This is a genomic window from Ferruginivarius sediminum, from assembly GCF_003344765.1.
In the GTDB taxonomy this organism is placed as follows: Bacteria; Pseudomonadota; Alphaproteobacteria; order Kiloniellales; family Rhodovibrionaceae; genus Ferruginivarius; species Ferruginivarius sediminum.
In genome coordinates, this window is sequence record NZ_QPMH01000003.1 from 65,108 (window position 1) to 82,515 (window position 17,408).

General features: G+C 66.9%; 17 protein-coding genes. 14 read left to right on the top strand and 3 right to left on the bottom strand.

What is annotated here, in order from left to right; genetic code table 11:
• Positions 1-35 precede the first annotated feature (35 nt).
• The 14 genes from DRB17_RS04105 (at position 36) to DRB17_RS04175 (ending at position 15,533) form a co-directional block, all read left to right on the top strand.
• Positions 36-1,190 carry an ABC transporter substrate-binding protein gene (locus DRB17_RS04105; protein WP_114581158.1) on the top strand — a complete coding sequence of 385 codons (1,155 nt, stop codon included), beginning with the start codon at positions 36-38 and terminating at the stop codon, positions 1,188-1,190.
• 93 nt (positions 1,191-1,283) lie between these two features.
• The gene (locus DRB17_RS04110; protein WP_206607775.1) at positions 1,284-2,405 is read left to right on the top strand and encodes an ABC transporter ATP-binding protein; all 1,122 of its coding nucleotides are present in this window, start codon (positions 1,284-1,286) and stop codon (positions 2,403-2,405) included.
• Complete coding sequence (locus DRB17_RS04115) at positions 2,402-3,775, top strand: aminotransferase family protein (RefSeq protein ID WP_114580919.1); 1,374 nt, start codon at positions 2,402-2,404, stop codon at positions 3,773-3,775. Before DRB17_RS04110 ends, DRB17_RS04115 begins: the two co-directional genes overlap by 4 nt.
• A gap of 118 nt (positions 3,776-3,893) precedes the next feature.
• Positions 3,894-4,766 carry a 3,5-dioxohexanoate:acetyl-CoA acetone transferase gene (kce, locus tag DRB17_RS04120; protein ID WP_241503748.1) on the top strand — a complete coding sequence of 291 codons (873 nt, stop codon included), beginning with the start codon at positions 3,894-3,896 and terminating at the stop codon, positions 4,764-4,766.
• Between the two features lie 31 nt (positions 4,767-4,797).
• Complete coding sequence (locus tag DRB17_RS04125) at positions 4,798-5,835, top strand: histone deacetylase family protein (RefSeq protein WP_114580921.1); 1,038 nt, start codon at positions 4,798-4,800, stop codon at positions 5,833-5,835.
• A gap of 34 nt (positions 5,836-5,869) precedes the next feature.
• Positions 5,870-6,904, top strand: coding sequence for a histone deacetylase family protein (locus DRB17_RS04130; protein ID WP_114580922.1), 1,035 nt, complete (start codon positions 5,870-5,872; stop codon positions 6,902-6,904).
• Between the two features lie 151 nt (positions 6,905-7,055).
• A complete protein-coding gene (locus DRB17_RS04135) occupies positions 7,056-7,670 on the top strand; it encodes a DUF1326 domain-containing protein (protein WP_114580923.1) in 615 nt (204 codons plus the stop codon).
• 27 nt (positions 7,671-7,697) lie between these two features.
• Positions 7,698-8,465, top strand: a complete 768-nt coding sequence (locus DRB17_RS04140; RefSeq protein WP_114580924.1) for a DUF2182 domain-containing protein — start codon at positions 7,698-7,700, stop codon at positions 8,463-8,465.
• 431 nt (positions 8,466-8,896) lie between these two features.
• Complete coding sequence (locus DRB17_RS04150; RefSeq protein ID WP_114580926.1) at positions 8,897-9,724, top strand: phosphate ABC transporter substrate-binding protein; 828 nt, start codon at positions 8,897-8,899, stop codon at positions 9,722-9,724.
• Entirely contained in the window at positions 9,702-10,586 is an 885-nt protein-coding gene (gene pstC / locus DRB17_RS04155; RefSeq protein WP_114580927.1) for a phosphate ABC transporter permease subunit PstC, read from the top strand. Before DRB17_RS04150 ends, pstC begins: the two co-directional genes overlap by 23 nt.
• On the top strand, positions 10,579-11,469 hold the full coding sequence (gene pstA / locus DRB17_RS04160; RefSeq protein ID WP_114580928.1) for a phosphate ABC transporter permease PstA: 891 nt from the start codon (positions 10,579-10,581) through the stop codon (positions 11,467-11,469). Before pstC ends, pstA begins: the two co-directional genes overlap by 8 nt.
• Entirely contained in the window at positions 11,412-12,308 is an 897-nt protein-coding gene (locus tag DRB17_RS04165) for a phosphate ABC transporter ATP-binding protein (protein ID WP_206607776.1), read from the top strand. The genes pstA and DRB17_RS04165 overlap by 58 nt, the downstream gene beginning before the upstream one ends.
• A gap of 464 nt (positions 12,309-12,772) precedes the next feature.
• Positions 12,773-14,122: a sigma-54 interaction domain-containing protein gene (locus tag DRB17_RS04170; RefSeq protein ID WP_114580929.1), complete on the top strand. Its 1,350-nt coding sequence runs from the start codon at positions 12,773-12,775 to the stop codon at positions 14,120-14,122.
• A 37-nt stretch (positions 14,123-14,159) separates the two neighbouring features.
• Positions 14,160-15,533: a transporter gene (locus tag DRB17_RS04175; RefSeq protein ID WP_114580930.1), complete on the top strand. Its 1,374-nt coding sequence runs from the start codon at positions 14,160-14,162 to the stop codon at positions 15,531-15,533.
• A 60-nt stretch (positions 15,534-15,593) separates the two neighbouring features.
• On the opposite strand, the gene DRB17_RS04180 is transcribed toward DRB17_RS04175, so the two are convergent.
• From DRB17_RS04180 to DRB17_RS04190, 3 genes are read right to left on the bottom strand one after another with little or no spacing between them, the layout of a single operon-like run.
• Positions 15,594-15,917, bottom strand: a complete 324-nt coding sequence (locus tag DRB17_RS04180; protein WP_114580931.1) for a hypothetical protein — start codon at positions 15,915-15,917, stop codon at positions 15,594-15,596.
• Positions 15,918-16,679 carry a hypothetical protein gene (locus DRB17_RS04185; RefSeq protein WP_114580932.1) on the bottom strand — a complete coding sequence of 254 codons (762 nt, stop codon included), beginning with the start codon at positions 16,677-16,679 and terminating at the stop codon, positions 15,918-15,920. It abuts the gene before it with no gap.
• Positions 16,680-16,692: 13 nt separating this feature from the next.
• Entirely contained in the window at positions 16,693-17,397 is a 705-nt protein-coding gene (locus DRB17_RS04190) for a C39 family peptidase (protein ID WP_114580933.1), read from the bottom strand.
• Between the last annotated feature and the right edge of the window lie 11 nt (positions 17,398-17,408).

A 17,408-nucleotide genomic window follows, 5' to 3' on the forward strand; every position in this document is an offset into this window, starting at 1 on the left:
CACGATAAACGGATGAGGAGGCTGACGTGACCAAGATGGACCAGACGAAGCGCTACGAGCGGTTGCTCGAACGCTACAAGGCGGGCGATATCGACCGCCGCACCTTCCTGTCCCTGATCGGCGCCTCGGCGGTCGTCGCCGGCGTGACCGGCGGCCCGGTAAGCGCGCTGCGCCGGCAGGCCCTGGCGGCCAAGCCGGACTCCGTGCGCTTCGACGGCTGGGGCGGCGTGGTTTCCGAGGCGTTCCGCAAGTACGCCTTCGAGCCTTACGAGGAAGCTACCGGGATCGAGGTGATCGACGGCACCTTCGGCGGCGCCGACGAGTACCTGAACCGCGTCAAGACGGCCCAGCCGGGCGAGTTCAACATCGCCCACCTGTCGGGCGTGTTCGACTACGTCCGCTACCACAACCTGGGCTACTCGACGACGCTCAACGAGGACAACATCCCGAACCTCCAGAACGTCATGACGGCGTTGCAGGAGCCGTTCCGCAAGGTCACCGGCGGCAGGCTGTCGGCGGCGCCCTACGACTACGGCACCACGGGTCTCGCCTATAACCGCGATCACATCAGCGACGAGGAGATGCGCGAGAAGGGCGCCAACATCCTGATCGACGAGACCTACAAGGATAAGATCGGCGGCTGGAGCGACTGGCGCACCCGCATCTGGTACGCCGCGCTGGCGACCGGGCAGAACCCGAACGGCATCGAGGACATGGAAGCCGTCTGGGACGCCGTCCGCGCCCACCGCGACCTCGCGCTCAAGTACTGGCAGTCGGGTGCCGAGTTGATGAGCCTGCTGGCCGAGGGCGAGATCTACGTCACCGAGGGCTGGTCCGGGCGCATCGCCGCGCTGCAGGAGCAGGGCCACAACATCGGCTACTACGATCCGCCGGGCGGCTTCGGCTGGCAGGAGTGCCTCTTCGTCATCAAGGGCTCGCCGATGGAGGCCTGCGAGGAGCTTCTGAACTTCATGCTGGAGAAGGAGGTCGCGATCGCCGTGGCCGAAGGCCAGAAGTACCCGCCGGCGCTCAACCCGCAGAAGGTCGACCTGCCGGAATCGATCACCAAGCTGCCGGCCTTCGACCCGACCGGCACGCTCTCGGGCCTCAACTTCGCCGATCCGGAATACTGGAACGGCAACGAAGCCGAGTGGTCCAAGAAGTTCGCGCGCGTCCAGCGGGGCTACTGACCTTCAGACTGTGGACGCGCCGAGGGGGGCCGGCGGTTATCGGGGGGTCCCGCCGGCCCCTATCTCTCCTGAAGACAATGGGAGGTCACGCCCGTGGCCCAGCAGGCCAACGCCGTCGAGCTTCACAACACCGTCAAGCGTTTCGGCGAATTCACCGCCGTCCATAGCATGTCGCTGAACGTGACGGACGGCTCGTTCGTCACCTTCGTCGGGCCGTCGGGCTGCGGCAAGACCACGACGCTCAGGATGATCGCCGGTCTGGAGAACGCGACCGCGGGCGACATCCTGATCCGCGGCCAGCGGGTGAACGATATCCCGATCCACAAGCGCAACCTGGGCCTCGTGTTCCAGAACTATGCGCTGTTCCCGCACAAGACGATCTTCGAGAACGTGGCCTTCGGCCTGAAGTACCGCAACGTCGACAAGCAGACGATTGCCAGGCGCGTGCGCGAGGCCCTGCAACTCGTCCAGCTTCCGCATGTCGAGGACCGCCTGCCCCGCCAGCTTTCCGGCGGCCAGCAGCAGCGCATCGCGCTGGCCCGCGCCATCGTGATCCAGCCCGACGTGCTGCTTCTGGACGAGCCGCTGTCGGCGCTGGACGCCAACCTGCGCGAGGAGATGCGCGTCGAGTTGAAGCGCATCCAGCGCGAGCTTGGCATCGCCACCATCTTCGTCACCCACGACCAGGCCGAGGCGCTGGCCATGTCGGACCGGGTGGTCGTGATGTCCAACGGCTTCATCGAGCAGGAGGGCACGCCGGAAGAGGTCTATAACGAGCCGGCCTCGGAATTCGTCGCCAACTTCCTCGGCATCTCCAACCTGATGTCCGGCTCGGTGGAGGACGCGAGCGCCGATACGGTGAAAATCGCCGTCGAGGGCGGCCCGCATCTTCTTGCCCACCCGCGCGAGGGCCGCGGTAAGCACAAGGGCGACCGCGCGCGCCTGGCCGTGCGCGCCGAGAAGGTCTTCCTGGCCGAGCAGCACGCGGCGGACGACGACAGCGTGATCATCGACGGCACCATCGACGCCGTCGACTACCAGGGTCAGGCTGCCCGCTATTTCGTCACGGCCGGGAACCTGTCCTGGCAGGCGGTCAACCCGATCGACCGCCACCCCTTCCACGAGGGCCAGGCAGTGAAGCTGCGCATCCGGGCGCAGGACGTGGTGCTGCTGGACCCGGCGCGCTCCGGCAACGGCGCGGAGCAGGCCGGATGACCGCGACCGCGCCGAAATCCGCGACGGGCAAGCCCCGTCCCTCCCACCTGTTCTACCAGGGCCGGCAGCGCCGCCCGCTGATCGACCGCGCCGAGGGCATCTACATGTGGGATGTCCACGGGCGCCGGTATCTGGACGGCTCGTCGGGCGCGATGGTGACCAACCTGGGGCACAGCAATCCGCGCGTTCTGGCCGCCATGCGCGAGCAGATGGACAAGGCGACCTTCGCCTACCGCCTGCACTTCGAGAACGAGCCGGCGGAAGCACTGGCCGCCGAGGTGGCGCGGGAGATGCCAGGCGACCTGGACCGGGTGTTCTTCGTCTCCGGCGGCTCCGAGGCGACGGAATCCTGCCTCAAGATGGCGCGCAACTGGGCGCTTGCCACCGGCCAGCCGAAGCGCTGGAAGATCATCTCGCGCTATCCGTCCTATCACGGCTCCACCATGGGGGCGCTGGGGGTGACCGGCTACGACCCGCTGACCGAGCCCTACGCGCCGATGATGGTGGAGATGCCGAAGATCCCGGCGCCCACCTGCTATCTGGACCGCGACAACCATTCGATGGAAGAGCGCGGGCGGCGCTATGCCGACATGCTGACCGAGCGGATCGAGCGCGAGGGGCCGGAAAGCGTGCTGGCCTTCATCATGGAGCCGGTGGGCGGCGCCTCGACCGGCGCGCTGGTGGCCCCGGACAGCTACTACGGCCGCGTCCGCGAGATCTGCGATCGTTACGGCATCCTGCTGATCTACGACGAGGTGATGAGCGGCGCGGGGCGCACCGGCCGCTTCCTGGGCGCCGACCACTGGGGCATCGTGCCCGACCTCGTCGCGCTGTCGAAGGGCTTCGCCTCCGGCTACGCGCCGCTGGGCGCGATGGTGGCGCCGCCGCGCCTGGTCGAGCCGGTGCTGGATGCCGGCGGCTTCCCGCACGGCCACACCTACGCCGGCAATCCGCTGGCCTGCGCCGCCGGGCGCGCCGTCCTGCGAGAGATCCTGGAAAACGACCTGATCGCCAACGCGGCCGCGCGCGGCGACAGCCTGCTGACCCGCCTGGAGGGCCTGAAGGCGCGCTTCCCCTTCATCGGCGACGTGCGCGGCAAGGGCCTGCTGACCGCCATCGAGCTGGTGGCCGACGCGGAGACCATGCAGGTGCTGCCGCCCGAGTTGAACGCCTATGCCCGCGTCGTCGAGTTGGCCTACGAGCGCGGGCTGATCGTCTATTCGCGGCGCACGCGCGGCGGCCGCGAGGGCGACCACATCATGGTCTGCCCGCCGCTGATCGTCACCGAGGAACAACTGGACGAGCTGTTCGAGAGCTTCACCGACGCGCTGGCCGCCTTCGCCCGCGAGGCCGGCCTGCCCGGCGGCTAGGCTCGCGCCCGCCCGTCCGGAACCGATATACGCCAAAGACAGAAGGGACGACGCTACCGTGGCCCGCAACAAGGTCATTGTCACCTGTGCCGTGACCGGCTCCATCCATACGCCGACGATGAGCGACCACCTGCCGGTGACGCCGGACGAGATCGCCGAGCAGTCGATCGCCGCCGCCGAGGCCGGCGCCGCCATCCTTCACCTGCACGCGCGCGACCCGAAGGACGGCCGCCCGACGCCGGACCCCGACGTCTTCATGCAGTTCCTGCCACGCATCAAGCAGGCGACAGACGCCGTCGTGAACATCACCACCGGCGGCAGCCAGAACATGACGCTGGACCAGCGCATCGCCGCCGCCAAGGCGGCCGAGCCGGAGATGTGCTCGCTCAACATGGGCTCGATCAACTTCGGCCTGTTTCCGGTGGCCGACAAGTTCGACACCTGGAAGCACGACTGGGAGCGCGACTACCTGGAAGGCTCGCGCGGGATGATCTTCCAGAACACCTTCGCCGACATCGAACGCGTCCTCGCGGAGGTCGGCGAGGCCCACGACACCCGCTTCGAGTTCGAGTGCTACGACGTCGGCCACATCCACACGCTGGCGCACTTCCTGGATCGCGGGCTGGTGCGCACGCCCCTGTTCGTGCAGTTCGTCCTGGGCGTGCTGGGCGGCATCGGGGCGGACATCGAGAACCTGATGCACATGAAGCAGACCGCCGACCGGCTGCTGGGCGACGCCTACACCTTCTCCGTCCTGGGCGCCGGGCGCATGCAGATGCGCTTGGCCAGCATGGGCGCGATGCTGGGCGGCAACGTGCGGGTCGGGCTGGAGGACAGCCTCTACATCTCGCGCGGAAAGCTGGCCACCAGCAATGCCGAGCAGGTGACGAAGATCCGCCGCATCCTGGACGAGCTGTCGCTGGAAACGGCAACACCGGCGGAGGCGCGGTCGATGCTGGGCCTCAAGGGCGGCGACCGTGTAGCGTTCTAGGAACCCGGCCGGAAGGGAGCGCCGTGGAGGCATGCAGGTCGTCCACAACCCCGAGCACCGCCGGCACGACCCGCGCCACTTCGTGGTGAACGGCCGCGTGCAGCCGAACCCGGAGGTGGCGGCGCGGGTGGACGCGCTGCTTTCCGCCGCCCAGGAGGCGGGTCACGAGGCGATGACGCCGCCGGATTACGGCCTTGGTCCCGCCGCCGCCGTCCACACGCCGGAATACCTGCAGTTCCTGGAACACGCGGCCGAGCGCTGGCAGCGCATCGAGGGCGCGAGCGAGGAGGTCGTCCCGAACATCCACCCCCAGGGCCGCTGGCGGACGGGCTATCCCGCCTCCGTCGTCGGGCAAGCGGGACGGCACATGGCGGACACCGCCTGCCCCATCGGCGCAGGCACCTGGCGGGCGCTGCTGGGCAACATCAACTGCACCGCCCACGCGGCCCAACTGGTGATGGACGGCGCGCCCGCCGCCTATGCCCTGTGCCGGCCGGGTGGGCACCACGCCTTCGCCGACATGGCCGGGGGCTTCTGCTACCTGAACGATTCGGCGATGGCGGCACAGCGGCTGCGGCGGCGCTTCCGGCGGGTCTGCGTGCTGGACGTCGATGTCCATCACGGCAACGGCACGCAGGCCATTTTCTACCGCCGGCGCGACGTGCTGACGGTTTCGCTGCACGCCGATCCGGTGCGCTTCTACCCTTTCTTCTGGGGTCACGCGGACGAGCGCGGCGAGGGCGAGGGCACGGGCTGCAACCTGAACGTCCCCCTCCCCCGCGGCACCGCCGACGCGGATTACCTGGCTGCGCTGGACCGGGCGCTGACGCGTGTCAGCGCCTTTGCCCCCGGCGCGCTGGTGGTGACGCTCGGCCTCGACGCCTACGAGGGCGATCAACTGAAAGGGCTTTCCCTCACCACCGAGGGCTTCGCCGCGATGGCGGCGCGGATCGGCGCGTTGCGGCTGCCGACGGTCCTGGTGCAGGCGGGCGGCTACCTCTCCGAGGCGCTTGGCCGCAACCTCGCCAGCTTCCTCGCCGGCCTGGAGCGCGGGCAGGCCCGGCCATGACACAACCAAGCCAGTAATTCCGGAGCAATACCCGATGCAGGTCGTCTATACCGAGGACCACCGCCAGCACCATCCCCGCCACTTCCTGGTGAACGGCGCGCAGCACGAAAGCCCCGAGGTGCCCGAGCGCGCCGATCGCCTGCTTGCCGCCGCCAGGGCCGGCGGGCACGGGATCGTCGGGCGCCAGCACTTCGGCCGGGGGCCGGTCGCGGACATCCATACGCCGGAATACCTGCAGTTCCTGGAGCACATCGTGACCCGCTGGCGCCGCATCGAGGGAGCGAGCGAGGAGGTGATCCCGAACATCCACCCCCAGGGCCGCTGGCAGACCGGCTATCCGGCCTCCGCGGTCGGCCAGGCCGGCTGGCACCAGGCGGACACCGCCTGCCCGATCTCCGAGGGCACCTGGGAGGCCGCGCTCGCCAGCGCGGACGTCGCCGTCACCGGGGCCGAGATCGTACGGCAGGGCGCGCGCGCCGCCTATACGCTGTGCCGGCCGCCGGGGCACCACGCCTATCCGGACATGGCCGGCGGCTTCTGCTTCCTGAACAACAGCGCCATCGCCGCCCAGTGGCTTCGCCGCACGCATTCGCGCGTCGCCATCCTCGACATCGATGTCCATCACGGCAACGGCACGCAGGGCGTGTTCTACAGCCGGCCCGACGTGCTGACGGTCTCCCTACACGCCGATCCCGTGCGCTTCTATCCCTTCTTCTGGGGCCACGCGAACGAGCGCGGCGAGGGCGACGGCACCGGCTACAACCTGAACGTCCCGCTGCCGCGCGGCACCGACACCGCCGGCTACCTGCAGGCCATGGACCGCGCCTTCCAGCGCATCCGCGCCTTCGCCCCCACCGCCCTCGTCGTCGCCCTGGGCCTCGACCCGCACGAGGACGACCCGCTGAAGGGCCTTTCCATCACTACCGAGGGCTTCGCCGAGATCGCCGCGCGCATCGCCGGCCTGAAGCTGCCCACTCTGCTGGTCCAGGAAGGCGGCTATCTCTCCGATGCCCTGGGCGACAACCTGAAAAGCTTCCTTTCCGGGTTCGAGGCCGCGGCGGGGAGCTAGGCGCGACGGGGATGGCCCAGCAGGAATCACGATATTTGCAAGTTCTGTTCTGACTTGGAGCTGGGAGGGGCTCTTGGGAGAAATATCTGAACGACGGTTGGCTGCCTTCAGTCAATAGTGTAGCTTTGAAGAAGTTGACGGGGAGGCAAAAATGGCTGGTTGGCATATCGAAGGACAGTATATGGAGACATGTAATTGCGAATTCATATGCCCGTGTATTGGAACGAACCTGACGGGACAGCCCACCGAGGGTGACTGCAAGGCTGCGATAGCCATGCGGGTCGATAGGGGCGAGAAGGACGGCGTTTCCTTGGATGGAGTGGCGTTCATTGTGCTGATGCATTCGCCTGGTCCCATGGCCGACGGTAACATCAAAGTGGGGCTGGTCATTGACGAGAAGGCGAGTGGCGCCCAGACGGACGCCATTGCTCAGATCGCTTCCGGCGCGGAAGGCGGCCCGATGGAAGCGTTGGCGCCCCTCGTTGGCGAATTTGCCGGGATCGAGAAGCAAGCGATCACGTTTGAGACGGACGGGCTGAACCGAGCGGTCAAGGCCGGCGATCTCATCGACCAGGCCTTGAGCGGTGTGCCGAGTGTCTCCAAGGAAGGTGAACCGGTATATCTGGAGAACACCTGCCACCCCGTCTCGTCGAAACTGGCCCTGGCTAACGCCACCCATAGCCGGTTCCATGCCTTCGGCATCGACTGGGACGATGCCAGCGGCAATCGGAACGGTCATTTTTCGCCGTTTTCCTGGGATGGGTAGCGCCGGCGCGGACCAGACAAGGGCTCGATGACGGGGACGGCATCCCCGCTGATCGAGTCCGCTTTGAAGCGCGACCGTGTCATCGTTTTGGCCCTGCTTGTGGCAATTACAGCGATTGCATGGGCCTATCTGATCGACATGGCGATGGGCCAAGCCATGGGCGGGATGCGCGCGGTTTCGTGGGATCTTGGTTATTTCGCCGCGATGTTCGCCATGTGGGCGATCATGATGACGGGTATGATGGTGCCGAGCGCGGCCCCGCTGATCCTGCTCTACGCTGCCATCGAGCGAAAGCGGCACCCCGGCGAACGGCCCTACGCCGGCACAATGCAATTCACACTTGGCTATCTCGTCACCTGGACCGGATTCAGCCTTTTCGCGACGCTTGCCCAGTGGGGCCTGAGCGAAGCGGCCCTGCTCTCGCCCATGATGGTCGGGACCAGTCCGGTTCTCGGCGCCGCTCTCTTCATCGCGGCCGGCGTGTACCAACTCACACCGCTCAAGAACACCTGCCTGAAGCACTGCCGCTCACCCATCGCCTTTCTTCTTCACAGGCGGCGCACTGGCCGGTTCGGGCCGCTGCTCATGGGCCTGGATCACGGGGCGTTCTGCGTCGGCTGCTGCTGGTTTCTGATGGCTCTGCTCTTCACTCTCGGCGTTATGAATCTGCTGTGGGTCGTCGCGATTACGGTATTCGTGCTGCTGGAGAAAGTGGTTCCGCAACGAACGCTTCTCGTCCGGGTGAGCAGCGCTCTAATGATCGGCAGTGGTGTGCTTCTTCTGGCTACGTCGTGAAGGCCTGAAAACGAGGCAGCCTTGTCACAAAGTCGCCCCCAAGTCACAGCCGCCCTCACGAGGCGGTCCTTTACGGTAAGCCAGCTGTAAGTGGCACGTCGGCTACACCATCATCTACGGGCACGGCGGCACCATCGACTTCGTCCTCGACGCCCCGGCCTTCAAGAAACCGGTATAGGGGGAGGCGATGCGCCAGCAAACGCGCGCCAGCCTGGACGAGCGCCTGCCCTATCTGCATCGCCCGGCTTCGGGACCGCAGCGAGCACTTCAACAACCTGTGCTTGAAATACATACGAAATATAATCTCAAGATAAGATATTTCGACAACATTAGAACTGTGATTGCTCTCCCCACATAGGTGTGACACCTTCCGGTTATATGCACGCATCACGTGCAGTCAAAACGCATAACGAACAGCCGGGGGTTTTTCGATGCTGGGGTACAGGATCAAGTTGGCGGCGGTCGCGCTGCCGCTTCTTGCGCTTACCGTGTCCGCAATCCAGGCGAAAGCCGATGAAACGCGCCTGCTTTTGACGGGATCGAGCACCATTGCGCCGATCGCCGAGGAGATCGCGCACCTCTATGAAGAGAAAAACCAGGATGTGCGCATCGACATCCAGACGGGCGGCTCCACCAAGGGGGTCATCGATCAGCGGCGCGGCCTGAACGACATCGCCATGGTCTCCAGGCGCCTGAAGCCGTCCGAGAGCGACCTGACCGCGCACACCTTCGCCCTGGATGGGCTTGCCATGATCGTCCACGAGGACAACGCCGTGGAGGACCTGTCGAGCGACGACATCCGCGCCATCTACACCCGCAAAAAGACCGACTGGTCCGATTTCGGCGACGACGGCGGCGAGATCATCATCATCAACAAGTCCGAGGGACGCGCCACGCTCGATCTGTTCCTCGACCACTTCGGCCTGATCCCGCCGGACATCAAGCCGCACATGGTGATCGGCGAGAACGAGCAGGGCATCAAGGCCGTGGCCGGAAACCGCAGCGCCATCGGCTATGTCGCCATCAGCACGGCCTTCTACGACGCCGAGCACGGCGTGGCGATCAAGCTGGTCGGCCTCGACGGTGTGCTCGCCACGGTGGAGAACGTGGCCAACGGCTCCTACCCCGCCATCCGGCAGCTGAATCTCGTCACGGCCGGCGAGGTAAGCAAGACAACGCAGGCGTTCCTGGACTTCGCGCAGTCCGAGGCGGTCCACGAGATCCTCGATACCTTCCATGTCGTGGCCCCAAGCCGCTGAGCGCAGGGCAGGCCAAGGCGCGGCGGACCGCTGGCTCGCCGCGCTGCTCTGGGCCGCCGCCTTGTTCTCAAGCGGGATCGTCTTCGTCATCGTCTCGACGGTCGCGGTGGAGGCGATCCCCTTTCTGCGCGAGATCGGCCTGACGCGGCTGGTCAGCGACGAGGGCTGGTATCCGACCTACGGCCGCTTCCAGATGACGGCGATGCTGATCGGCTCGCTCGTCGTCGCCGCCGGCGCCTGCGTGCTGGCGCTGCCGGCGGGGGTGGTGTCGGCAGTGTACCTGGCGTTCTACGCAGGGCGATGGTCCGGGCGGATCTATCAGCGGCTCTTGGAGATCCTGGCGGGCATTCCCTCGGTCGTCCTGGGCTTCTGGGGTCTCACCACGGTCGTGCCGCTGATCGCCAAGGTCGAGCAACCGGGCACCAGCCTGCTCGCCGCCAGCTTCGTGCTGACCCTGATGATCCTGCCGACGGTCGCGCTGATCGCCTTCGCGCGCATCGCCGCGGTGCCGGACGCCTACTACCGTGGCGCCATCGGACTGGGCTTCAGCCGCTGGCAGGCGATCCGCCAGGTGGTGCTGCCGGCCGCCCGGCCCGGAATCGCCACCGGCTGCATCCTGGCGTTCGCCCGGGCACTGGGCGAGACGATGGCGGTGGTCATGGTGGCCGGCAACATCGTCCAGGTTCCCACGAGCGTCTTTCAGCCGGTGCGCACCCTTTCGGCCAACATCGCGCTGGAGGTCGGCTATGCCATGGACGTCCACCGCTCCAGCCTGTTCGCCAGCGCGACGATCCTGGTCCTTGCCGTCCTGGTGATCTTCGCCGTCGGCCGCTGGGTGGCGCGGGAGGACGCCCATGTCTGAGGCATCGCAGCCGCTGCTGGCTCATCGCTCGGCCCTGCGGCGCGTCGACTGGTCGGCGCCGGCGGTCTGCGCCATTCCCGTGGCGGTGGTCGCGGTGATGGCGTGGATGCTTGGCGAGATCGCCTGGCTGGGGGCGGACAAGCTGTCCTGGACGTTCCTGACGGAAGCGCCGCGCAACGCCGGGCGCGAGGGCGGCATCGGCCCGATCATCGCCTCCACCGGCCTGATCGTGGGGATCTGTCTGGCAACGGCGCTGCCGCTGGCCGTCGCGACATCGGTGCTGATCGCCGAATACCTGCCGGCGCATTCGCGCACGGTGCGGGTGATGCGCACGCTGCTGGACGTGCTGGCGGCGGTGCCCTCCATCGTCTTCGGCGTGTTCGGCTATGCCTTCTTCGCGCTGGCGCTGGGCTTCGGCTTCTCGATCCTTTCGGGCGGCCTGACGTTGGCGACGATGATCCTGCCGATCCTGATCGGCAGCATCGAGCAAAGCCTGCGCGCTGTTCCGCTCGACATGCGCATCGCGGGCGCCGGGCTTGGCATGACGCGCCCGGCGGTGATCGCCCGCGTCCTGCTGCCGCTGGCCAGCCCCGGCATTCTCGCCGGGACGCTGCTGGGCCTGGGGCGCGCGCTGGCGGAGACGGCGGCGCTGGTGTTCACCAGCGGCTATGTCGCGCGGATGCCGGAATCGCTGCTGGATTCCGGGCGCACGCTGTCGATCCACGTCTTCGACCTCTCGATGAACGTGCCGGGCGGCAGCGGACCGGCGGCCGGGACCACGCTGCTTCTCGTCCTTCTTCTCCTGGTTCTCAACGGAGCACTATTATGGCTGATAGCCATCTGGCGTCGGCGGACAGGCATGAGCTTCACCTTGACGCCCTAGACCGCCATCCCGACGTTGCGGACGCGGCAACGAGCCCCGCGAACGGCAATGGTCCGGCGGCACAACGCCAAGGCGAGCCCGTCTGGCAGGTGCGCGACCTGAACGTCACCTACGCCGGCATGGCGGCGCTGTCGGGTATCGACATGGATATCCATGACGGCGGCGTCACGGCGATCATCGGCCCGTCCGGCTGCGGCAAGAGCACCTTCCTGTTCTGCCTCAACCGGCTGTCCGACCTGATTCCCGGCTGCCGGGTGGATGGGCGCGTGATGCTGCATTCGCACGATATCTTCAGCCCCGGGACGGACCTGACCGCGCTGCGCCGGCACGTCGGCATCATCTTCCAGAAGCCGAACCCCTTCCCCACGACCATCTGGCGCAACCTGGAAATGCCGCTGAAACAGAGCGGCATCCGCGACAAGGCGGAAATCGCGGCGCGGATCGAGGAGTGCCTGACCGCCGTCGGCCTGTGGAACGAGGTGCGCGACCGCCTGCGCCGGCCCGCCCTGGGCCTCTCCGGCGGACAGCAGCAGCGTCTGTGTATCGCCCGCGCCCTGACCCTGCGGCCCGAGGCGCTGTTGATGGACGAGCCGTGCAGCGCCCTCGACCCCATCGCCACCGGCGTCATCGAGGAGCTGATCGGCGAGTTCAGGGGCAAGTACACCACCGTCGTGGTCACCCACAACCTGGGCCAGGCCCGGCGAATCGGCACCGACGTCGCCTTCTTCTGGAACGAGGGCCGGGGCGGCCGCATCATCGAGCGCGGCCCGGTCGAGAAGGTCTTCGACGCGCCCGAGGACGATTTGACGCGGCTTTATGTGGAAGGACGGATTGCCTGACGGGCAAAACCATTCGTCGTGCGCCGACAGGCCCAAATGGCGGTGATATTCGATCTATTGGCATTATCGCCAAAGCGTTTCGCCATATGAGCGGGTAAAGCCAGACAATTCGGTATTGCTCAAGCTTGGTGGAACTTCAAACTTTGGCTGCCATTAAATTCAGGAGATGTATCTTTTAAGGCCATACGGTCGAAAATAAATATTCAGTATACCCTTCCGGTTTCACCACATCGAAAACTATAGGGTGACAAGCGTTCTTCGGTGGAATTTCCACCTGCGGGTTTTGCGTGGCAATCTGGTGGCAACAGACCGTCAGGAGCGCGGAACGGGCGATGCGAGGCAACACCCCCCATAGCGAAACGCACCGCAGAACCGCCACACCCGCAGCCTCAACCCGATCCCGCCACCATCCCCTCGCTATGACACACGCGACGATTGCCCTGGTGGGTCGGGAGCTTTCGGCAATGCCGCTTTCGTTCGAGCGCAGCCACGCGGAGGCCTGCAACGTGGTGCGTGCGGCCAGCCTGTCCGAGCTGCCGGGCCGCTTGCGCCCGGACGTGTCCGCCGTCGCCGTTGACGCCGGTAACCGCAGGCGCGGCCTGGTCGAGGTGCTGCAGCGCACCGCCGCCGCCTTTCCCGCCGCGAAGATGCTGGTGGTGCTCGACGCCGAGAGCTTCCACGACGACCGTGTCGCGGCCGCCTTCCCGCCCGGACGGGTGCAGAGCGTCCTCGTTCACCCCATCGATTCGGCGGAGTTGACCGAGGCGCTGGACCGGCTGCTGCTGCTGGCCGACTTCGAGGGCCGGGCGGAACAGGCGCGCGGCGAGTCCGGCGCCGAGCGCGAGCCCTACATGGTGGGCGAGAGCCGGCGCATGCACGAAACCTTCGACTGCATCCGCCGGGTCGCGCGCACGGACGCGCCCGTTTTGATCACCGGCGAAAGCGGGACTGGCAAGGAATTGGCCGCGCGCGCCATCCACGAGATCTCCGACTTCTGCGGCGGGCCGTTCGTCGCCATCAACTGCGGCGGCATCCCGACCGACCTGATCGCCTCGGAATTGTTCGGCTACGAGAAGGGCGCGTTCACCGGCGCCACGCAGCGCAAGCCGGGCCGCGTGGAGACCGCGCAGGACGGCACGCTGTTCCTGGATGAGATCGGCGACCTGCCGATGCCGGTGCAGTCCCATCTGCTGCGTTTCCTGCAGGAAGGCACGCTGGAGCGCGTGGGCGGCGTCTCCACGCTCCACGTGCGCACCCGCATCGTCGCTGGGACCAATGTCGATTTGAAGGAGGCCGTCCGCCAAGACCGGTTTCGCGAGGACCTGTTCTACCGCCTGAACGTCTTCCAGGTGGAGATGCCGCCGCTGCGCGAACGCGGCGAGGACGTCGTGATCCTGGCCAACTACTTCCTGCGCCGCTTCGCCGGCGATGGCGACGGTGAGCGGATAGAGTTCTCGCCCTCTGCCGTGCGCATGCTGAAGGCGCACACCTGGCCTGGCAATGTGCGCGAACTGATCAGCGCGGTGCGCCGGGGCGTCGTCATGTGCCGACATGGTCGCATCACGGCCCGCGATCTCGGCCTCGACGGACAGGACGCGCACGACGAGGACACGCCCTCCACCCTGGCCGAGGCGCGCGAGCGGGCCGAGCGCGCGGCTATTGCCAAAGCATTGCGCAGAAACCGCAGCCGCGTCGGCAAAGCGGCTGAAACACTTGGCGTTTCCCGCATTACTCTGTACAAACTTATGAAGAAGTATAATATGGCAAATCCTGGTGAACATTCATGTTCGCCGGACGGGGGTCACGAAGTTTAAGTAGAAATCCAGTCCACGCAATTGGAAGACGGTCGGGATGAATTCAGCTCTTCGGCGCACCCGCGCGAACGCGCGCGTTTCTCGTGAGTCATCCACCCATCGTTCCGGATACCCCGCGCGCCTCGTTGCCGCGGTCAGCACGCTCGCCATCGCCTGCACGCTGTCGCAGGGTGCCGCCGCGGAGGACACGGCCGAGGTTATCGAAAAGCTGCGCCAACGCATCCAGCAGCAGGAGCAGCAGCTTCGCCGGCAGAAGCAGATGCTGCTGCGCCAGGAACAGGAACTGGAGTATCAGCGCGAGCAGCTCGACTCGCTGACGCTCGACAGCGCACGGGCGCGTGGGACGACATCGGCGGACGGTTCGGAGGGCACGGAAACGGCGGCGCAGGCGGACACACGCCAGCGCACGGCCCAGGCCGAACCGGCCGAGACCGCGCCCACCCAGCGACCGGAAGCCGAGGAGCGCCAGTTCCGGGAGGGCGAGTTGACCCTGATCCGCGATCGCGGCGGCGTGCTGACCCCCCAGGGCACCTTCGTCCTGGAGCCGGAGCTGGAATTCGCGACCTCGTCCAGCAACCGCTTCTTCTTCCAGGGCGTGGAAGTCGTCGAGGCCGTGCTTTTCGGCATCATCGAGGCGTCGGAAACCCAGCGCGAGCGCGTCACGGCGGCGCTTGGCGGCCGCTATGGCGTCACCGACCGCTTCGAAGTGGACGTACGCGTTCCCTACATCTACCGCAACGACCGCATCGAATCGACGGGCGTCAACGATCCGACGTTCAGCAGCGTGCGCGACATCGAGGGCGATGGCCTGGGCGACCTGGAATTCGGCGCCCACTACCAGCTCAACAGCGGGCGGGAGGACTGGCCGCTGTTTGTCGGCAACTTGCGTGTCGGCGCGCCGACCGGCGAGGGTCCGTTCGACGTGGACCGCGACGAAAACGGCCTGGAGAGCGAGTTGCCCACGGGCTCGGGCTTCTGGTCGGTGGAACCCAGCATCACCGCCATCGTACCGACCGACCCGGCGGTGGTCTTCGGCAACATCGGCTATGCCTGGAACATCAGCCGCGATGTCGACGAGCGCATCCCGAACGCGCAGGACGACGTGGACGGCGTGACCGAGATCGGCGAGGTCGATGTCGGCGACTCCATCAACGCCAGCTTCGGCGTCGGCGTCGGCCTGAACGACCGGCTCAGCTTCAGCCTGGGCTACGAGCACAGCTACGTGCTTGCCACCGACACCGAGGTGGACGGCCAAGTGCAGGAATCCGACGAGGTGCACGTCGCCTCGTTCCTGTTCGGCGGCAACTACGCCCTTAGCCCCCGCACGGCCATCGACCTGCGCGTCGCCGCCGGCCTGACCGAAGAGGCGGAAGACGCCCGGGTGACGCTGCGCGTGCCGATCACGTTCTAGGGTGCGTTGCCCCCGGCGGCGAAAGCCAGGGAACCCGCATCGTGCGCCGCCCGAAGAAAGCTATCGGAAGGTGACCGATACCGATGTCCTGAAGGTGCCGTCGCGCTGTCGGGGTTGGGGCGGCTTGGGCGGCAGCGGGTGCTTCATGTCGTCCCATAGGACGGAGCCGACCTGGATACTCCCATAATCCGGCGTCGCGCCCGAAAAGCGGGATCCGCGCGCGCCGCTGAGAACCTCGTCGGCCACGGGCGCGTCGAATGGATCGGCAGCCGCAACCCTGGGCGCCGTCCCCTCGCCCGCAGTCGCTTGCAGGCAAGGCAGCGCGGCCACCGCGAAAACCGTGGCCAGCAACCGCTTCGCCGATATGCCGACACCTGTCCGCATTTACGACCCGCGCAGAGAGCGTGCGTTGCGAACTGCGTCCGCAGCCAGCCGGCTGGCCCGGAACGAGCCGATCAGGTCGCGGAAGTTCTCGATACTCAGGTTAATCTGCACACGCTGGGAAATCGAGACATTGTTCAGCCGGTTCAACACGATGGAGCGTGGCAGCCCGTTCGTCCCGTGGCTGACGGTCAGCCCCGGTATCGACAGCGTTCCCGTCACCGGCGTCGCGCTCGCATTCGACGATGGCGCGGGCGCGGCGGACGGTTGCGTGGCCGCCTGTGCCGAGGATGAGCCGGACGACGACCCCGAGGACGTCGGCCTTGAGGTCCGTGAAACCGTCGCCGGGCCCGTCGAACTTCCGGCCGTGGCGGCGTTCCGGGCGCTGGCGGTGGTGGACGCCGTGGATGCGGCTTGGCGCTCCGGCTGCGTGCCGGTGTCCCCGGCACCGGCCGCCTGCGAGGCGCCGTTCAGCGGCGACAGCCCCTCCGCAATCGTGTCGCCGATCTGGCGGACGCGATTCAGACCCTCGATGACGAAGCTGGAGGTGAGCGTCATCTTGTCGTTCAGGCCGGTGCGCACGCTCACGCCGATGTTCATCTCGAAGGCGCCGACCTTGAAACCGCCCCGTACCCGGTCGAGCTCGGCCCGGGCCAGGGGTTCCACGGGGCCGAAGGGGTCGTCGACGCCGGCACCGGCCTGAAGCGGCATGAGGCCGCAGACCGTGGCAAGGGCGGCAGCGGCAACGACGGACAAGCGCGGCATGGCTCGATCCTCGCTAATAGACCCGGCCGGCCCGGAACAGGCTGGCCGAGAACGTTGCAAGCGACGTGCGGCTCAACGCGGTCCCGAAAGGTGCCCGCGCCTGGACCGCCCAGGTTTCCGGTCTGTTGAAGGTGTCCCGCGCCTCGGCGACCCGTGACTTGATGACGAAGGCGATGCCGTTCCACATCGCCTTGAATTCGTCGCGGTCGATCGGCCGGATACCGCGGGCGGGGTCGCCGACCAGCACCTCTCTTTCCGAGACGCCCTTGACGATGACGAAGTGCTTGTAGCCGTCGGTGTCGATCAGCGCGATCGCCGGCAGGCCCGCCTTTTGGAGGCGGTCCAGGGACACCTTGTAGCCGTCGGAAGGCAGGCCGATCTCCGCCAGGTAGCGCTTCATGTCGAGCAGCGAGAAGCCCAGGCGTTCGATGCGCTCCTGGTCGCCCGTCTCGTACATGGTGTTGAAAACCTCGATCTCCGTCGTCGGCCTGTCGTAGTGAAATGTCAGCAGCGAGGCCAGCGCCGCCGACCCGCACGAGAAGTCATACTTTTGCAGGAATACCGTGCGGAAACGCGCCTCCCTGATCGACTCTACCGGCACGTTGAACGCGCCGCCGAACGACCCGCCGACGCCACGCACCGTAACCTCCCCCGCGACGGCCGGCGCCGCCGCGATCAGGGACAACATCGTGGCCAGGACCAGAGCGCCGCGCGTCATCCCCCGTCTCC